Consider the following 16,899-nt stretch of genomic DNA (forward strand, 5'->3'; position numbering starts at 1 on the left):
CCGAGGGCGGGGGCCCGGTTGCATGGAAGGCGAAGATGCCCGCCTGTACGGGCATGGGGAACGACGCCCCGTTTCCCTAGCGTGCGATCAGCTCCGCCCAGCGTTTCTCCATCCGTTTCACGGATATCGGTTCCGGGGTCTTCAGTTCCTGGGCGAACAGGGATACGCGCAGTTCCTCGAGCTGCCAGCGGAACGCCTCCATCTCCGGGCTGAGGCCGGTGGTCTGCTCCTCGCGCCGGGCACGGGCCTGCCATTGCCCGAGCAGGGGGGTGAGCGAGCGCATCATCTGGGCGTCGCGCTCGGGGCGGCCGGGCAGTTTCTCCAGGCGCCGCTCCATGGCCTTGAGATAGCGCGGCAGGTGGACCAGGACGGCCGGGGCCAGGCGGCCGACGAAGCCGGGGAAGACCAGGCCGGGCAACTGCGCGCGCAGGTCGGCGGCCGCCTCCTTCGAGGCCGGCGCCCGGGCCAGTTGCTGGTTCAGGCGATGGCCGTGCTCCAGGCACTCGGCGGCCAGGCGTGCCGTCTCCCGGGCCTGTTCGGCCAGGCGCGGCCGGGCGGTCTGGGCGGCGCTGTCGAACTCGTTCTGCCGGCGCAGGTCGGCGGGGTCGACGGCGAGGACGGCCCGGGCGGCGGAGTAGAGGACGTCGGCCAGGAGCTGGTTGAGCGTCAGGTTCGTCTGGCCGCGGCCGTCTTGCGGCTTGCCGCCGGCAGCGGCCGGCGCCGCCACGGCGTTGCCGAGCAGGGCGTATTGCATGGCGGCCGGCTTCAGGCGCACGCCGAGGTCCTTCTCGACCTGCTTGAGCAGGTCCGGGAAGGCGCGCCAGAGCAACCGGCAGACCCCGCGCCGGTGTTGTTCCCGCGCCAGGGCCGGACTGTCGAGCAGCTTCAGGGCGACCTGGCCGGCGTCCTCGACCAGGCTCGGGTAGGCGGCGATCTTGCGGCCGCCGCTGGTCAGCTCGACCTGGCCGGGCAGGTCGCCGAAATCCCAGCGCCCGAGGTCCGCGCGTTCGTCCGGCGCGGCCGCCTGCTGCAGGCTGCGCGCCGCCTCGCCGCCCAGTTCGCGGCGCAGGGCGGGCAGGTCGCGTCCTTCGGCGACGATGTGGTTCCGCTCGTCCAGGACCCGGTAGTTCATGGTCAGGTGGGCCGGCAGGGCCTCCGGGCGCCAGGCGTCGCGGGCGATGGCCTGGCCGGTGGTCTTGGCCAGGAAATCGGCCAGGGCCTCGGTGAGCGGCGTCTCGCCCGGCCGCAGGGCCTCGGCCGCGGCGCGCGCGAACTCGGGCACCGGCACGAAGGCGCGCCGCACCGATTGCGGCAGGCCCTTGATCAGGGCCAGGGCCTTCTCCTCCAGGAGGCCCGGCACCAGCCAGTCGCAACGGCCCTGGGGTACCTGGTTCAAGGCCGCCAGCGGCACCAGCAGGGTGACGCCGTCGTCCTCGGCGCCGGGGTCGAAGCGGTAGGCCAGGGCGAACTTCACGCCGCCCAGGTCGAGTTCCTTGGGGAAGTCGCGGGCATCGGCGCCGCGTTCCCTGAGCAGGTCCTCGCGGCGCAGGTGCAGCAGCTTCGGCGACTTGACCTCGGCTTCGCGCAGCCATTTCTCGAAGGCGGCGCCGTTGTGGATGCCCTCCGGGATGCGGTCGTCGAAGAAGCGGTAGAGGTCCTCCTCGTCGACGGCGATGCGGGCGTTGCGCGAGCGGTGGGACAGCTCGTCGATCTGGGCGAGCAGCTTGCGGTTGTGGCCGAAGAACGCCGCGCGGGTGTCGTACTCGCCCGCCACCAGCGCGGCGCGGATGAATATCTCGCGCGCCTGGACCGGGTCGATGGGACCGTAGTGGACCTTGCGGCCGTTCACCACGGGCAGCCCGTACAGGGTGGCGCGCAGGCTGGCGGCGACGTGGGCCGGCTTCTTGGCCCAATGCGGATCGGAATAGCTGACCTTGAGCAGGTGCCGGGCGGCATGCTCGATCCAGTCCGGCTCGATGCGTGCGACGGTGCGGGCGTAGATCCGGCGGGTCTCGACGATCTCGGCCGCCATCACCCACTTGGGCTTCTTCTTCACCCCGGAGCCCGGGAAGGGCAGGAACTTGGTCTCGCGGGCCCCCAGATAGAGGCCTTCCTCGGTGAGCATGCCCAGGTTGCCGAGCAGGCCGGGCAGCAGGGCCTGGTGCAGGTTGGCATAGCCGGCCGGCGCGTCGGCTCCGGCCTCCTCGGTGGGCACGGCGGGCAGGGCGTCGGCAACCTTCCAGCCGAGTTCCTTCACCTGCGTGGTGAGCTGGCCGTACACCTCGCGCCACTCGCGCACGCGGCGCGCCGACAGGAAGTCCTCGGCCAGGGCGTCGCGGAACTTGCGTTGCGACTTGCGGTGGTTGTTGAGTTCCTCGACGTGGCGCCAGAGCTTGAGGATGGCCACGAAGTCGGAGTTCTCGTCGGCGAAGCGGGCGTGCTTCTGGTCGGCGGCGGCCTGGCGTTCCAGGGGCCGGTCGCGGGGGTCCTGGGTGGACAGGAAGGCGGCGATGACCAGGACCTCGTGCAGGACCGCCTTCTCGCGCGCCGCCACCAGCATGCGGCCGAGCCGGGGGTCGAGCGGCAGGCGGGCCAGCTCGCGGCCGATCCGGGTCAGGCGGCCGTCCTCGGCCAGGGCGTTGAGTTCCCGGAGCAGGGCCTGGCCGTCGTGGATGCGGCGCGGCTCGGGCGGGTCGAGGAACGGGAAGGCGCCGATCTCGGGCAGGTGCAGCGACTTCATGCGCAGGATCACCCCGGCCAGGGAGGAGCGCAGCAGTTCCGGCGTGGTGTAGGGCGGCCGCGACTGGAAATCCTGCTCGTCGTAGAGACGGATGCAGATGCCCTCGGCGACCCGGCCGCAGCGCCCGGTACGCTGGTTGGCGGAGGCCTGGGAGACCTTCTCCACCTTGAGCTGTTCGATCTTGTTGCGGATCGAGTAGCGCTTCACCCGGGCCTGGCCGGTATCCACCACGTAGCGGATGCCCGGTACGGTGAGGGAGGTCTCGGCCACGTTGGTGGCCAGGACGATGCGGCGGCCGCTGTGGGGTTTGAAGATCTGCTCCTGCTCGGTCACCGACAGGCGGGCGAACAGGGGCAGTATCTCGGTATGCGGGGGGTGGTGCTTGCGCAAGGCCTCCTGGACGTCGCGGATCTCCCGTTCGCCGGGCAGGAAGACCAGGATGTCGCCGGTGCCCTCGCGCGCCAGTTCGTCCACGGCCATGAGCAGGGCGGCCTCGAGGTCGGGTTCTTCCTCGTCGCGTCCCTTGTCGGCGTCCTTGGCGGCCTTGCCGGTCTCGGCCGGCGGCCGGTACCGCACCTCGACCGGGTAGGTGCGGCCGGATACCTCGACCACCGGGGCGGCGCCGAAGTAGGCCGAGAAGCGGTCCGCCTCCAGGGTCGCCGAGGAGATGATCAGCTTCAGGTCCGGGCGTTGCCCGAGCAGGGTCTTGAGATAGCCGAGCAGGAAATCGATATTCAGGCTGCGCTCGTGCGCCTCGTCGAGGATCAGGGTATCGTAGGCACGGAACTGTGGATCGGATTGCGTCTCGGCGAGCAGGATGCCGTCGGTCATCACCTTGATCCGGCTGTCGCGGCCGACCTGGTCGGTGAAGCGCACCTGCCAGCCGACGAAGCCGCCGAGCTGGGTGGCGGTCTCCTCGGCCAGGCGGCTCGCGACGCTCTTGGCGGCGATCCGGCGCGGCTGGGTCATGCCGATCAGGCCCGTGCGGCCGCGCCCGGCGGCCCAGGCGATCTTGGGCAGCTGGGTGGTTTTGCCGGAACCGGTTTCACCGCATACGATGACGACCTGGTGCCCGGTCAGGGCCGCGGCGATGTCCTCGCGGCGCGCGGAAACCGGCAGGTGTTCGGGGAATTCGATGCGCGCCTGCGGCGCCATGTTTTCAGAGAGAGAAGGCATAGATATGAATTATCGGGGATTCGGGCTGGCTTGGCTCGCCGCCGGGCTGCTGGCCCTGGCCGTGCCGGCCGCGGCGGTCGACATGGCGGTCGGCGCGCTTGGCCTGAACGTCGCGGAGGTGTGGCAACGGGGCAGCAGCACGGAGGAAAACGACCTCGACAGCCTGGTCCTGCGCATGGGTTCCCACGACACCATGCTCGAGATATTCCTGCCCCGGCACCGGACCAAGCTCAAGGGCGGCGAGGGGCAGTTCATGGATCAGCTGGAGCGCAGCTGGCGCCGCCGCTACGGCGACCGCGTCCAGCTCGACTGGCTGGAGGTGGCCGGGACGCGCTGGCGCATCTGCCGGCGACCCAGCCAGAGCGGCGACGGCCAGGTCTTCCAGATCGTGACCATGCACGGCGGCGAGATATACCAGTTGGTCGCCGTCGCGCCGGTCGACGCCAGCCGCCTGCCGATCGCGGTCAAGGCGCTCCTGGAAAGCGCCACCTGGGATGTCGCCGCCGCCGAACGCAACCTGCCGCTGCCCGATATGCTGCCGAGCGCGGCCATGCTTGCGAAGCCCGACGTGCCGCCGCCCCCGCGCGCGCCGGAAGCGCCGGCCAAACCGGCAGCAGTGCCCGCAGCGCCGGTGGCGGCGACGCCGGCGGCCGTGCCGGAGCCGATGCCCGCCCCCGCGGCCGGCACGCCGGCACCCGTGCCGGCGGCCAGCGCGCCGGTCGCGGCCGTGCCGCCTGCGCCGGCTCCGGCCGCCCCGCCCGCGGCACCGGCCAAGGCCGTTCCGGCGGTCCAGGCGGCCGCCAAATGGCGCCTGTTGCGCAGCGTCATGGTCGCGCCCGGCGGCAAGGAATGGCCCGCCCTGGCCGAAGCGGAAGGCCGCCTGCTCGGCAGTGACGGTCCGGTCACCGGCCTCGGCCTGAGCGGCGAGGCGAACGCCCTGGACGGCTTCCTCGAAGGCTATCTGTGGCGCAAGGACGACGGTGGCCACGAGCACCGCGAGATGTTCCGGCGCCACTGGCGGGTGGCCTGGCGCGCCGTGCCGGAGACCTGGACGGCCGGCGAGGCCCTGGCGGTGGACCTCGACCTCGCGGCCGAGACCGTCGGCCTCGCCTCCGCCGGCGGCCTGGACGTGGACCTCGAGCTCGCCGCCGTGTGCGCGCCGCGCCTGGAGGTGGTGCGCTGGCTGGACAACCTGGAGGCGCGCGGGGTGGCGGGCCTGCCCGACCTCGCCAAGATGGCCTGCCCGGGCGTCGGCCCGGGACCGGCGCCCGCGCCCCTGCGCGTGACGGCCGGGGAATTCCCGGCGGCAACCGGCGGCAAGCTGGCCAAGCGTGTCCTCCTGCCCCTGCCGGCGGCCTGGGAGCAGACCGTCCAGACCGCCCAGGCCAAGGCCAAGGAGGTCCGCAGACTGGTTCTGGTGGCCCGGGTGCGCACCTCGGATGACGGCCACGCCTCCGGCGATGCCCTGTTCGCGAAGGCGGCGGCGGTGTTCGTATTCGGGCCGTGACCGGCGCGGCCGGGTTTGACGCGGCTCCGGCAATCGGGTATCCAATCGCCGCTATGGAACCCGATATCCCGCCGCTCGACGACCAGCAGTTGCGCGAGGCCTTCAAGCTGTTCAGCGAGACCTCGGAACGGCTGTCCGGGGCCTATGCCGAGCTGCAGGGCCAGGTCGCCCGCCTGTCGGCGGAACTGGCCGCCGCCAACGGCGAGCTGGCCCGGCGCGAGCGCCTGTCCATCCTGGGCGAGGTGGCCGCCAAGCTGGCCCACCAGCTGCGCACCCCGCTCGCCACCGCGCTGCTCTACGTCGGCCACCTGGCCAGGCCGGGCCTGGCCGAGGCCGACCGGGTGCGCTTCGCCGACAAGACGCTGGGCCGGCTGCGCTACCTGGAACGTCTGATCCAGGACATGCTGGCCTTCGTGAAGGGCCAGCAGGGCCGGCGCACTCTGTTCGCCGTGCACGCCCTCGCCGACGAGGTCTGGCAGGCGATCGAGCCGCAGGCGGCCACCCTGGAGGTGGCCGTGCAATTGCATCGCGAGGGTGACGACGAGCGCATCGAGGCGGACCGCCAGGCGCTCCAGGGCGCCCTCATCAACCTGCTCGAGAATGCCGTCCAGGCGAGCCGGCCGGGCGACACCGTCACTTTCACCGTGGTCACCGGCACCGCCTTCGTCGCCTTCCGGGTCGCGGACCAGGGCCACGGCATCGCCGAGGCCGATCGCGAACGCCTGTTCGAGCCGTTCTTCACCACCCGCGGCGAAGGCAGCGGCCTCGGCCTCGCCATCGTCAAGCAGACCGCGGACGCCCACGGCGGCTGGGTCGAGGTCGAGTCCGAACCGGGGCAGGGCAGCCGCTTCGCGCTCTTCCTGCCGGTCGCCGGCCGGGCCGATGCGAAGGGAGGCCAGGATGCCTGAGCGGCGCCCGAACATCCTGGTCGTGGAGGACGACGCGGCCCTGCGCGAGGCCCTGGCCGATACCCTGGAGCTGGCCGGCCACGCCGTCGTCGTGGCGCCCGACGGCGAGGCGGCCCTGGCCGCCCTGGCGCGCGGCAACGTCGACATGGTGTTGTCCGACGTCCAGATGCCGGGCCTGGACGGCCACGAACTGCTGCGCCGGGTCAAGGCGCTGCGCCCGGGCATCCCATTCATCCTGATGACGGCCTACGGCCAGATCGAGCGCGCCGTCGAGGCGATGAAGGACGGCGCCGCCGACTACCTGGCCAAGCCGTTCGAGCCCGACCGCTTGCTCGCCGTGGTGGCCCGCTACCTGCCGGCGCCGGGGCTGGCGGGGAGCGCCGAGCTGATCGCCGAGGATGACCGCATGCGGGCCCTGCTGGCCATCGCCGACCGGGTCGCCGGCACCGATGCCACGGTCCTGCTGACCGGCGAGTCCGGGGTCGGCAAGGAAGTGGTGGCGCGCTACCTGCACGAGCATTCGGCACGCCGCTCCGGGCCCTTCGTGGCGGTCAACTGTGCCGCCATTCCGGAGAATCTGGTCGAGTCGACCCTGTTCGGCCACGAGAAGGGCGCCTTCACGGGTGCCGCGAGCGCCTATACCGGCAAGTTCGAACAGGCCCAGGGCGGCACCCTGCTGCTCGACGAGGTCTCCGAGATCCCGCTCCACGTCCAGGCCAAGCTGCTGCGCGTGCTGCAGGAGAAGGCCGTCGAACGCCTGGGCGCGCGCAGCCCGACCCCGCTCGACGTGCGCGTCCTGGCGGCCAGCAACCGCGACCTGGCCGCCTGGGTGCGCGAAGGCCGCTTCCGCGAAGACCTCTATTACCGCCTCAACGTCTTCCCGATCGACATCCCGCCGTTGCGGGCCCGGCGCGACGACATCCTGCCGCTCGCCCGGCATTTTCTGAGGCTGCATGCCGGCCTGGTCGGGCGCGACGGCTTCAGCCTGTCGGCGGCGGCGGGGACGGAACTCAGCAACCACGATTGGCCGGGCAACATACGCGAGCTGAGCAACGTCGTGCAGCGTGCCATGATCCTGGCGGCCGGCAGCCGGATCGACCCGGAACACCTGATGCTGCCGCGCCGGCCGCAGGCGGCCCCGGTTGCCGAGCGCGACGCCGAGCCGGAGGCCCGGCCGGGCCAGATCAAGGACATGGAGAAGACGATGATCCTGGATACCCTGCGCCGCCTGCAGGGATCGCGCAAGCGCACCGCCGAGGCGCTCGGGATCAGCGAGCGCACGCTGCGCTACAAGCTGCAAAAATATCGCGAGGATGGTGAGTTGGAGGAGGATTGCGGCCTATAATGCAGGCAGTCCGAGCGGAGATGGGGCCATGGTGAATCCAGGCATCGAGCAAATGGTGAATCAGTTGCGCGCGGTGGCCTCGCAGGCCGCCGGCAACGTCACGCCCGCTCAGGATGCCGGTGCCGGGCAGGACTTCTCCGCGCTCCTGCAGGCCGCCGTGGCCGAGGTGAACAACACCCAGCAGGAGGCCAAGCAGCTCAGCGAACAATACGCCGCCGGCGATGCCGCCAACCTGCAGGACGTGGTGGTTTCGCTGCAGAAGGCCAGCCTATCCTTCCAGGCCATGGTGCAGGTCCGCAACAAGCTGGTTTCCGCCTACCAGGAAGTCATGAACATGCAGGTCTGATGCCTGTGGCCGAACGATCTGAGACCTGACACGGCGCGCGGATGGCCACACCTCAAGAGCAATTCCCCAGTAACCCGCTCCAACGATTCAACGCCCTTCCCGGCTCCCGCAAGATGGGGGTGGTGGTGGCCTTGGCCGCGACCATCGCCTTGCTGGTCGGGGCCGTGCTGTGGAGCCGCACGCCCGACTACCGGGTGCTCTTCTCGGGCCTGTCCGAGCGCGACGCGGGCAGCGTCGTCGCGACCCTGCAGCAGATGAACGTGCCCTATAAGACGGAGGCCGGCGGGGCCATCATGGTGCCGTCCGACCAGGTCTACGACGTCCGCTTCAAGCTCGCCTCGCAGGGGTTGCCGCGCGGCGGTTCGGTCGGCTTCGAGCTGATGGACAATCCGAAGCTGGGCATGACCCAGTTCCAGGAGCAGGTGACCTACCAGCGCGCCCTCGAGGGCGAGCTGGCGCGTACCATCCAGACCCTGGCCCCGGTCGAGGCGGCCCGGGTCCACCTCGCCATCCCCAAGCCCTCGGTGTTCATCCGCGAGCAGCAGAAGCCGTCGGCCTCCGTGCTGGTCAACCTGTACGCCGGGCGCACCCTCGATACCAACCAGGTCGGCGCCATCGCCCACTTGGTGTCGAGCAGCGTGCCGGACCTCGCCGCCGACCACGTCACCGTGGTGGACCAGGCCGGCAACATGCTCACCAGCCGCAGCGATTCCGCCTCCCTGCGCGGCCTCAGTTCCAGTCAGTTCGACTACGTGCGCGAATTGGAGGGCTATTACGCCCAGCGTATCGAGGCCATCGTCGTGCCGATCGTCGGCGCCAACAACGTCAAGGCCGAGGTGCGCGCCGATCTCGACTTCTCCGAGGACGAGTCGACCAGCGAGTCGTACAAGCCGAATCCGAGCCCGGAAACCCAGGCCGTGCGCAGCCAGCAGTCGTCGCAGGAGAGCGGTGGCGGCGGCAACCAGGCGGGCGGCATCCCCGGCGCCCTGTCCAACCAGCCGCCCGGCCCGGCCACCGCCCCGCTGACGGCCCCGACAGGCGCCAACGCGGGGGCCGCCGGGGGCGCCAACGCGGCGGCGGGGGCGGGCGGCAGCAGCCGGCGCGACAGCGTCACCAACTTCGAACTGGACAAGACCATCCGCCACGTGCGCGAGTCGCTCGGCCGCATCAAACGCCTGTCGGCGGCCGTCGTGGTCAACTATCGCGCCAGCAACGAGCCGGATGCCAAGCCGACCCCGATCCCGGCGCAGGAACTGGACCAGATCAACAATCTGGTGAAGGAGGCGCTCGGCTACAACCAGGCGCGCGGCGATACCGTCAACGTGGTGAACGCCGCCTTCACCGAGGCCAAGGCGGAGGAGGTCGAGGCGCCGGTCTGGAAGGACCCGGACAACATCTCGCTGGCCAAGGAGCTGCTCAAGAACCTGCTCATCTTCGGTCTCGCCTTCTATCTCGTGTTCGGTGTCCTGCGGCCGCTCCTGCGCGACCTGGTACGCGTTCCCGAGACGCTGCCCGGCGAGGGCCACGGCGGTGCCGGCGCTGGGCTCGATGAAGACTACGGCGACACCATGGCGCCCGAGGTGCGCTCGCAGGTGGATGCCTACCAGCACAACCTCAACTCGGTGCGCGACTTCTCCAAGCAGAATCCGAAGATCGTCGCCGAAGTGGTCAAGGAATGGATGGCCAAGGAATGAGCGAAGAGGGCATCCACAAGAGCGCCATCCTCATGCTCGCCCTCGGCCACGACGAGGCGGCCGAGGTATTCAAGTTCCTCGGCCCCAAGGAGGTCCAGCGCCTGGGCGCGGCGATGGCCAACATCGGCAACGTCAACCGCGGCCAGATCGAGACGGTGCTGAGCGACTTCCGCAAGGAGACCGAGGGCCGCGTTTCGCTGGCCGACAGCGACGAATACATCCGCAGCGTACTCACCAAGGCCCTGGGCGACGACAAGGCCGCCCACCTGCTCGACCGCATCCTGCAAGGCAACGACAACGCCGGCATCGAGAGCCTGAAATGGATGGACGCCGCGGCCGTGGCCGAGATGATCCGCAACGAGCACCCGCAGATCATCGCCACCATCATGGTGCACCTGGAGCCGGACCACGCCAGCGAGGTGCTCAACCTGTTGCCGGAACGCCTGCGCAACGACGTCCTGCTCCGTGTGGCCACCCTGGAAGGTGTCCAGCCGATGGCCCTGCGCGAGCTGAACGAAGTCCTTACGCAACTGCTCGCCGGCGGTGAACGGGGCAAGAAGAGCGCCCTGGGTGGGGTCAAGTCGACCGCCAACATACTCAACTACATGGGCGGGGCGATCGAGGCCTCGGTCCTGGCCAGCATCCGCGAGAACGATCCCGACCTGGCGCAGAAGATCCAGGACCAGATGTTCACCTTCGACAACCTGCTCGACCTCGACGACCGCTCGGTGCAGTTGCTCCTGCGCGAGATCCAGTCGGAGTCCCTCATCATCGCCCTCAAGGGTACCTCCGAGGAACTCAAGGCCAAGATATTCAAGAACATGTCCAGCCGGGCCGCCGAGGCGCTCAAGGAAGACCTGGAGTCGAAAGGCGCGGTGCGCCTGTCGGAGGTCGAGGCGGAACAGAAGGAGATACTGAAGGTCATCCGCCGTCTCGCCGACGAGGGCCAGATCGTCCTCGGCGGCAAGGGCGGCGAGGAAGGCATGGTCGAGTAGCATGGCCTCGCCCGTGATCCCGAAGGAGAGCCTCACCGCCTACCAGCGCTGGGAGCTGCTCGGCTTCGACGAGAGCCCGGCGGCCAAGCCGGCGGCGGCCGAGGAGAAGCTGCCGATGGCCCTGCCGACCGCCGAGGAACTCGAGCGCATGCACCAGCAGGCCGCCCAGGAGGGCTTCAAGATCGGCCACGAGGAAGGTTACAAGGTCGGTTACGAGGCCGGTCGCGCGGCTGCCGCTGCCGTCGCCGCGCAGCTCGCTGCGCTGGCCGACGCGCTCGACCAGGAGGGCGTGCGCCAGGACGAGGCGATCGCCGCCGAGTTGCTCGACCTGGCCCTGGCGGTGGCCCGCCAGATGGTGCGCACCAGCCTGCGGGTCAAGCAGGGCATGATCCAGGAGATCGTCCGCGAGGCCATGACGGCGCTGCCCAGCCTGACCGGACACCTGCGCATCCTGGCGCACCCGGACGATGTCGAGCCGCTGCGCGAGTTCATGGAAACCGAGCACGCGCACTTCTCGTTCAAGGTGGTGGCGGACAGCCGGATCGAGCGCGGCGGTTTCCGCATCGAGTCCAGCCACAGCGAGGTGGACGCCCGCCTGCCGGTGCGCTGGCGCGAGATCGTCGACTGTCTCGGTAGCGACGCCGAATGGCTGGAGTGAGGGCGGAGGCGTTCGCCGGTTATCTGCGCGATTGCCAGGAGGCCGTGGCCCAGGCCTCGCCCTGGGGCGTCACCGGGCGCCTGACCAAGGTCGCCGGCCTGGTCATGGAGGCCTCCGGCATCAAGCTGCCGACCGGCGTCAATTGCAAGGTGTACATGCCCGAGGGGCAGCAGGTCGACGCCGAGGTGGTCGGCTTCCACGGCGACCGCCTGTACCTGATGCCGTCCACGGACGTCTACGGCCTCGGCCCGGGTGCCATCGTCGAACCCTACCGCAGCTGCAACTTCGATTACCCCCGGATCGGCATCGCCTACACCCGGAAACGGCGCATCGAGGACCGCATCCGCCAGGTCGCGGTGGGGCCGGAGATGCTCGGCCGGGTGGTCGACGGGGTCGGCCGGGTGCTCGACCGCCAGGGCGGCCTGGAGCCGTCCAAGCGGGTGCCCCTGTACAGCCGGCCGTTCAATCCGATGGAACGGGAGCCGATCAAGGACGTCCTGGATGTCGGCATCCGGGCCATCAACGCCCTCCTGACGGTCGGACGCGGACAACGCATGGGCCTGTTCGCCGGCAGCGGCGTCGGCAAGTCGATGCTGCTCGGCATGATGGCGCGCTACACCTCGGCCGACGTCGTCGTGGTCGGCCTGATCGGCGAACGCGGCCGCGAGGTGAAGGAATTCATCGAGAACATTCTCGGCGACGAGGGCCTGCGCCGGGCCGCGGTGGTGGCCGCGCCGGCCGACTCGCCGCCCCTGCAGCGCCTGCACGGCGCCGCCTATGCCACGGCGATCGCCGAATACTTCCGCGACCAGGGTCTCAACGTGCTCCTGATCATGGATTCGCTGACCCGCTATGCCCAGGCCCAGCGGGAAATCGCCCTCGCCGTCGGCGAACCGCCCGCGACCAAGGGCTACCCACCCTCGGTGTTCGCCAAGCTGCCGCAGCTGGTCGAGCGGGCCGGCAACGGCCGCCCGGGCACCGGCTCGATCACGGCGTTCTACACGGTGCTGGTGGAAGGCGACGACCAGCAGGACCCGATTGCCGATGCCGCCCGTGCCATCCTGGACGGGCACATCGTCCTGGCGCGGCATCTGGCGGACCAGGGGCATTACCCCGCCATCGACATCGAACAGTCGATCTCGCGCGTCATCACGGAATTGCTGGGTCGGGAACAACTCGCGCAGGTGCGCCGCTTTCGGAGCCTATATGCGCGTTATCAGCGCAGCCGCGACCTGATCACCATCGGCGCCTACGCCAAGGGCAACGATGCCCAGCTGGACGAGGCCATCGGCCTCTACCCCCGCATGGAAGCCTTCCTGATGCAGGACTTCTTCGATCGGGAGAACTACCAAGCCAGTCGCGAGCAGTTGTCCGCGCTGTTGGCTTGAAGGCTTGCCGGCCGGTGCCGGGACACCGGCCGGGCAAGGGGGATCACTGTTCGTGCGAGTTCTTGGCGAGGCGATACCAGATGAACAGGCCCATGGCGATGATGAAGCCAATCGTGAACAGGCTGAGCAGGCCAATATCGCTGCCGAAAAGTTCCTTCATTACGACGTCCATCGTCTTCTCCTAGAGCTATGCCTTAAGGCTGGTTTGGTGAGTGCTGCGTTGAGGAAAATTGGGACGCGGCAGCGAGCTGCAGCGTCCCGGTGAAGGGGGCCTGCCATTGCCCGGCGAGCCGCCAGGAGCGGTCGCCCGGCGCGAGTTCGAGCAGGCGCTTGCCGGCCGGCAGGCTGGCGTAGGCGGTGGCGTAGCTGTCCGGCCCGGCCGGGCTGAACAGCAGCACCATGTCCTGGCGCTCGTCGGTCGGATGCACCAGGGTGAGCGTGAGGCCGCTCTGCGGTTTGGCGAAGTGGCCGCTCAGCTTGAGCACGAGCCGGCCGGGCTCCGCCTGCAGGGTGGCGACGACACCGAGCTGGGCGGCCTTGATGTCGCGATCGGCGACCTTGGCGATGCCCATGCCGTCCTTGACATGTTCTTCCTTGACCAGGGTGTCGGCGTTCTTGACGGCGATCCACACGGTCAGCGTGCCGGCGATCACGGCGGTCAGCGGCAAAGTGATGAGCAGCCACACCATCGGCTCGCTCCACCAGACCGTCTTTTTCTCCAGCATGGTCGTATTCATGTCTTTTCGGCTCACTTCAGGAAACTGGACTTGGCCTCGCGGACCAAGCGCTCGTCATCCAGGGCGCGGACCTCGAACATGACCGGCTGGGTGGGCCGGTTGATCGACAGGCGGGGCGCTTCCAGGGTGACGTTGAGGTTCTCGGTACCGAGGGCCGGGATGTCGATCTTGTCGCCGCTGGCTACCTTGATGCCGTCGATGCCCTTGGCGGAGATCGTGTACTGGTGCGGCTTGCTGTCCATGTTGATGATCTGCAGGCGATAGATGTTCTCGATGCCGCCGCTGGCGCTCTCGCGCGACAGGGTCAGGCGGTCGCGGATGACGTCCACGCGCAGGGGTATGCGCATCGCCAGCGTCACCAGGAAGGCGACGATGATGCCGGAGAAGACCACGGTGTAGAACAAGGTGCGCGGCCGGAAGACGTGCTTGAGAATGTCCTGGTCCGGGTACTTGCCGTCGATCACGTTCTGGGTCGAGTAACGGACCAGGCCCTTCGGATAGCCGACCTTCTCCATCACCTGGTCGCAGGCGTCGATGCAGGCGGCGCAGCCGATGCACATGTATTGCAGGCCGTTGCGGATGTCGATGCCGGTCGGGCAGACCTGGACGCAGATGCCGCAGTCGACGCAGTCGCCCAGGCCCTGGGCCTTGTGGTCGACGTCCTTCTTGCGGAAGCCGCGCGGTTCGCCGCGCTGGTAGTCGTAGGTGATGATCAGGGTGTCGTCGTCGAACATCGCGCTCTGGAAGCGGGCGTACGGGCACATGTACTTGCACACCTGCTCACGCATGAAGCCGGCGAAGCCCCAGGTGGCCAGGGCGTAGAAGAAGATCCAGAAGGTTTCCCAGGGGCCGAGGGTCCAGGTGACCAGTTCCTGGAGGAGGGCGGTGGCGGGGGTGAAATAGGCGACGAGGGTGAAGCCGGTCCACAGCGACAGGACCACCCAGGCGACGTGCTTGCCGCCGCGCTTGACGATCTTCTCGGCGTTCCAGGGTTGGCCGTTGAGTTTCTGCTGCTTCTTGTAATCGCCCTCGATCCAGCTTTCCACCCACATGAACAGCTCGGTGTAGACGGTCTGCGGGCAGGCGTAGCCGCACCAGAGACGTCCGGCGACCGCGGTGAACAGGAACAGCGCGAGGGCCGACATGATGAGGATGGCGGCGAGCCAGACGAAATCCTGCGGCCAGAACACCCAGCCGAACAGGAAGAACTTGCGCGCCCCGAGGTCGAACAGGATGGCTTGGCGGCCGTCCCAAGTCAGCCAGGGCAGACCGTAATAGACGATCTGGGTGAACAGGACCAGCGCGATGCGCCAGTTGTTGAACACGCCCTGAACGGCACGCGGGTAAATCTTTTGCTTTACCTCGTAAAGCTGAATCTCTTCAGGTTCCGTGCTCATTTCTTGTTGCTTGGTATCCTTTTCCGCCACCTTGAGGCTCCTTCTCTCTCTGCTGCGTAGTTGCCAATTGTCTGGTTCTCCTCCAAACAAAGGGACGCGGGCTTTTTATGTGTATTGCGCGGGAACCCGCGGGTAAGGGGACTGGGACAATCCGCTTGCCCGCGGAGCCCCCCGAAGGGGGCATCCGAACGGAACTAGCTTTGCTTACTGCTGCGGTGCGGCTTCAGCGGCGGCGGCCGGAGCAGGCGCGGCGGCCGGCTTCTCGCCACCACCCAGGCCCCAGACGTAGGCGGTCAGGAGGTGCACCTTGGCGTCGCCCAGCATGTCCTGGAAGGCGGGCATGCCACCCTTGCGACCCTTGATGATGCTTTCCTCGATGGCCGCTTCGCTGCCACCGTACAGCCAGGCGTCGTCGGTCAGGTTCGGGAAGCCGGCAGCGGCCATGCCCTTGCCGTCTTCACCGTGGCAGCCGGCGCAGGCGGCGAACTTGGCCTGGCCAGCGGCGGCCAGAGCGGCGTCGTGCGGCTTGCCGCCGAGCGACAGGACGTAGTTGGCCACTTCCTTGGCGCTCTGCTCGTCGCCGAGCAGGTTGGCGGGCATCTCACCCAGACGGCCACCGGAGATGGAAGCCTGGATGCTGTCCGGATCGCCACCGAACAGCCATTGGCCGTCGGTCAGGTTCGGGAAGTTCTTGCCGTCACCCTGGGCGTTGGAACCGTGACACTGCATGCAATAGGTCAGGTACAGACGCTGGCCCATCTCCTTGGCGGTCGGGTCGGCGGCCACGGCCATGATGTCCTTGCCCTTGAAGGGCTCGAGCACCTTGTCGAACTCGGCGTCGACGCGGGACTTTTCCTCGGAGTACTGGGTGGCCGAAGACCAGTTCCAGACGCCGGCGAACTTGCCCAGGCCGGGGTACAGCACCAGGTAGATGATCGAGAAGACGATCAGGCCCCAGAAGCCATACAGCCACCAGCGCGGCAGCGGGTTGTTGAACTCCTGGAGGTCGCCGTCCCAGGCGTGCTCCATCAGCTCGGCCTTTTCACCGGGGGCGAGCTTCTGGGTGGTCTGGGCCTTCAGGAACCACATCACGGCGATGATCGACACGATGGTGATCCCCGCGATGTAGAAGTGCCAGAAATCACTGACAAAGTCAGGTACTGCGTAGCCTGCAATCATTTATATCTCCTCGCGATCGGGTCAGGAACGCCGGCGGTCGATGCCGTCGTCGCCCTCCTCGAAGGGCAGGTTGGCCGCATCCTCGAACTTCTGCCGGTTGTCCTTGTGGTAGGCCCACCAGACGATGCCGACGAAGAGCAGGAAGAAGACCACCGTGACGACGGAACCGATGATGCCGGAGTCCATATTCGCTTTGCCTCAGAATTTCAGGGGTTCAGGATTCGGACCGTGGGTCGTGCCCAGACTCTGCAGGTAGGCGATCAGGGCGTCCAACTCGGTCTTGCCTTCCAGAGCGGCAGGCGCGGCCTCGATTTCTTCCTCCGTGTACCCGTGACCGACGACGTTCAGCGTACGCATCTTGGCCTGGATGTCGGCAACGTCGGCGGCCGAATTGGCCAGCCAGGGGTAAGCCGGCATGTTCGACTCGGGAACGACGTCACGCGGGTTCATCAGGTGCACGTAATGCCAGTTGTCCGAGTAACGGCCACCGACCCGGGCCAGGTCCGGACCGGTCCGCTTGGAACCCCATTGGAAGGGGCGGTCGTAGACGTATTCGCCGGCCACGGAGAAGTGGCCGTAACGCTCGGTCTCGGCACGGAACGGGCGCACCTGCTGCGAGTGGCAGAGGTAGCAGCCTTCCCGGATGTACACGTCACGGCCGGTCAGTTGCAGGGCGGTGTACGGCTTCAGGCCCGGCATCGGTTCGGTCGTGGATTTCTGGAAGAACAGCGGCACGATCTGGACCAGGCCGCCGACGCTGACGACCAGGAAGGTCAGCACGATCAGCCAGCCGATGTTCTTCTCGATCAGCTTATGCGAGAACATGTTT

Annotated in this window: 15 protein-coding genes; 8 read left to right on the forward strand and 7 right to left on the reverse strand. The window is 68.5% G+C overall.

Going from position 1 to position 16,899, the window contains the following annotated elements:
• Positions 1-76: 76 nt before the first annotated feature.
• Complete coding sequence (hrpA, locus tag EZJ19_RS05070) at positions 77-3,916, reverse strand: ATP-dependent RNA helicase HrpA (RefSeq protein ID WP_240754660.1); 3,840 nt, start codon at positions 3,914-3,916, stop codon at positions 77-79.
• Between the two features lie 4 nt (positions 3,917-3,920).
• Here hrpA and EZJ19_RS16005 point away from each other — a divergent pair, with 4 nt between their 5' ends.
• The 8 genes from EZJ19_RS16005 to fliI are packed head-to-tail and all read left to right on the forward strand — an operon-like array spanning position 3,921 to position 12,757.
• Positions 3,921-5,423 (forward strand): hypothetical protein, encoded by a 1,503-nt coding sequence (locus tag EZJ19_RS16005; protein WP_206199318.1) that lies wholly within the window; start codon positions 3,921-3,923, stop codon positions 5,421-5,423.
• Positions 5,424-5,476: 53 nt separating this feature from the next.
• Positions 5,477-6,331 (forward strand): sensor histidine kinase, encoded by an 855-nt coding sequence (locus tag EZJ19_RS05080; protein WP_131445210.1) that lies wholly within the window; start codon positions 5,477-5,479, stop codon positions 6,329-6,331.
• Positions 6,324-7,676 (forward strand): sigma-54-dependent transcriptional regulator, encoded by a 1,353-nt coding sequence (locus EZJ19_RS05085; protein ID WP_131445211.1) that lies wholly within the window; start codon positions 6,324-6,326, stop codon positions 7,674-7,676. The genes EZJ19_RS05080 and EZJ19_RS05085 overlap by 8 nt, the downstream gene beginning before the upstream one ends.
• Before the next feature lie 28 nt (positions 7,677-7,704).
• Positions 7,705-8,022 (forward strand): flagellar hook-basal body complex protein FliE, encoded by a 318-nt coding sequence (fliE, locus tag EZJ19_RS05090; RefSeq protein WP_131445212.1) that lies wholly within the window; start codon positions 7,705-7,707, stop codon positions 8,020-8,022.
• 41 nt (positions 8,023-8,063) lie between these two features.
• Positions 8,064-9,716 (forward strand): flagellar basal-body MS-ring/collar protein FliF, encoded by a 1,653-nt coding sequence (gene fliF, locus EZJ19_RS05095; RefSeq protein ID WP_131445213.1) that lies wholly within the window; start codon positions 8,064-8,066, stop codon positions 9,714-9,716.
• Positions 9,713-10,711, forward strand: a complete 999-nt coding sequence (gene fliG, locus EZJ19_RS05100; protein WP_131445214.1) for a flagellar motor switch protein FliG — start codon at positions 9,713-9,715, stop codon at positions 10,709-10,711. The genes fliF and fliG overlap by 4 nt, the downstream gene beginning before the upstream one ends.
• A 1-nt stretch (position 10,712) precedes the next feature.
• Complete coding sequence (locus tag EZJ19_RS05105) at positions 10,713-11,369, forward strand: FliH/SctL family protein (RefSeq protein WP_131445215.1); 657 nt, start codon at positions 10,713-10,715, stop codon at positions 11,367-11,369.
• Positions 11,357-12,757, forward strand: coding sequence for a flagellar protein export ATPase FliI (gene fliI, locus EZJ19_RS05110; protein ID WP_131445216.1), 1,401 nt, complete (start codon positions 11,357-11,359; stop codon positions 12,755-12,757). Before EZJ19_RS05105 ends, fliI begins: the two co-directional genes overlap by 13 nt.
• Before the next feature lie 43 nt (positions 12,758-12,800).
• Here fliI and EZJ19_RS05115 read toward each other — a convergent pair whose 3' ends face one another.
• The 6 genes from EZJ19_RS05115 to ccoO all read right to left on the reverse strand — a co-directional run bounded on the left by EZJ19_RS05115 (position 12,801) and on the right by ccoO (position 16,895).
• Positions 12,801-12,917 (reverse strand): DUF3149 domain-containing protein, encoded by a 117-nt coding sequence (locus tag EZJ19_RS05115; RefSeq protein ID WP_131445217.1) that lies wholly within the window; start codon positions 12,915-12,917, stop codon positions 12,801-12,803.
• Positions 12,918-12,951: 34 nt separating this feature from the next.
• A complete protein-coding gene (locus EZJ19_RS05120; RefSeq protein WP_165873469.1) occupies positions 12,952-13,482 on the reverse strand; it encodes a FixH family protein in 531 nt (176 codons plus the stop codon).
• 23 nt (positions 13,483-13,505) lie between these two features.
• On the reverse strand, positions 13,506-14,891 hold the full coding sequence (ccoG, locus tag EZJ19_RS05125) for a cytochrome c oxidase accessory protein CcoG (protein ID WP_131445219.1): 1,386 nt from the start codon (positions 14,889-14,891) through the stop codon (positions 13,506-13,508).
• Positions 14,892-15,095: 204 nt separating this feature from the next.
• A complete protein-coding gene (gene ccoP / locus EZJ19_RS05130) occupies positions 15,096-16,070 on the reverse strand; it encodes a cytochrome-c oxidase, cbb3-type subunit III (RefSeq protein WP_131445220.1) in 975 nt (324 codons plus the stop codon).
• Between the two features lie 21 nt (positions 16,071-16,091).
• Positions 16,092-16,256 (reverse strand): cbb3-type cytochrome oxidase subunit 3, encoded by a 165-nt coding sequence (locus tag EZJ19_RS05135; protein WP_131445221.1) that lies wholly within the window; start codon positions 16,254-16,256, stop codon positions 16,092-16,094.
• 12 nt (positions 16,257-16,268) lie between these two features.
• Positions 16,269-16,895 carry a cytochrome-c oxidase, cbb3-type subunit II gene (ccoO, locus tag EZJ19_RS05140; RefSeq protein WP_131445222.1) on the reverse strand — a complete coding sequence of 209 codons (627 nt, stop codon included), beginning with the start codon at positions 16,893-16,895 and terminating at the stop codon, positions 16,269-16,271.
• Positions 16,896-16,899: the final 4 nt, after the last annotated feature.

The sequence above is a fragment of the Parasulfuritortus cantonensis genome, assembly GCF_004337445.1.
GTDB classification, from domain to species: Bacteria; Pseudomonadota; Gammaproteobacteria; order Burkholderiales; family Thiobacillaceae; genus Parasulfuritortus; species Parasulfuritortus cantonensis.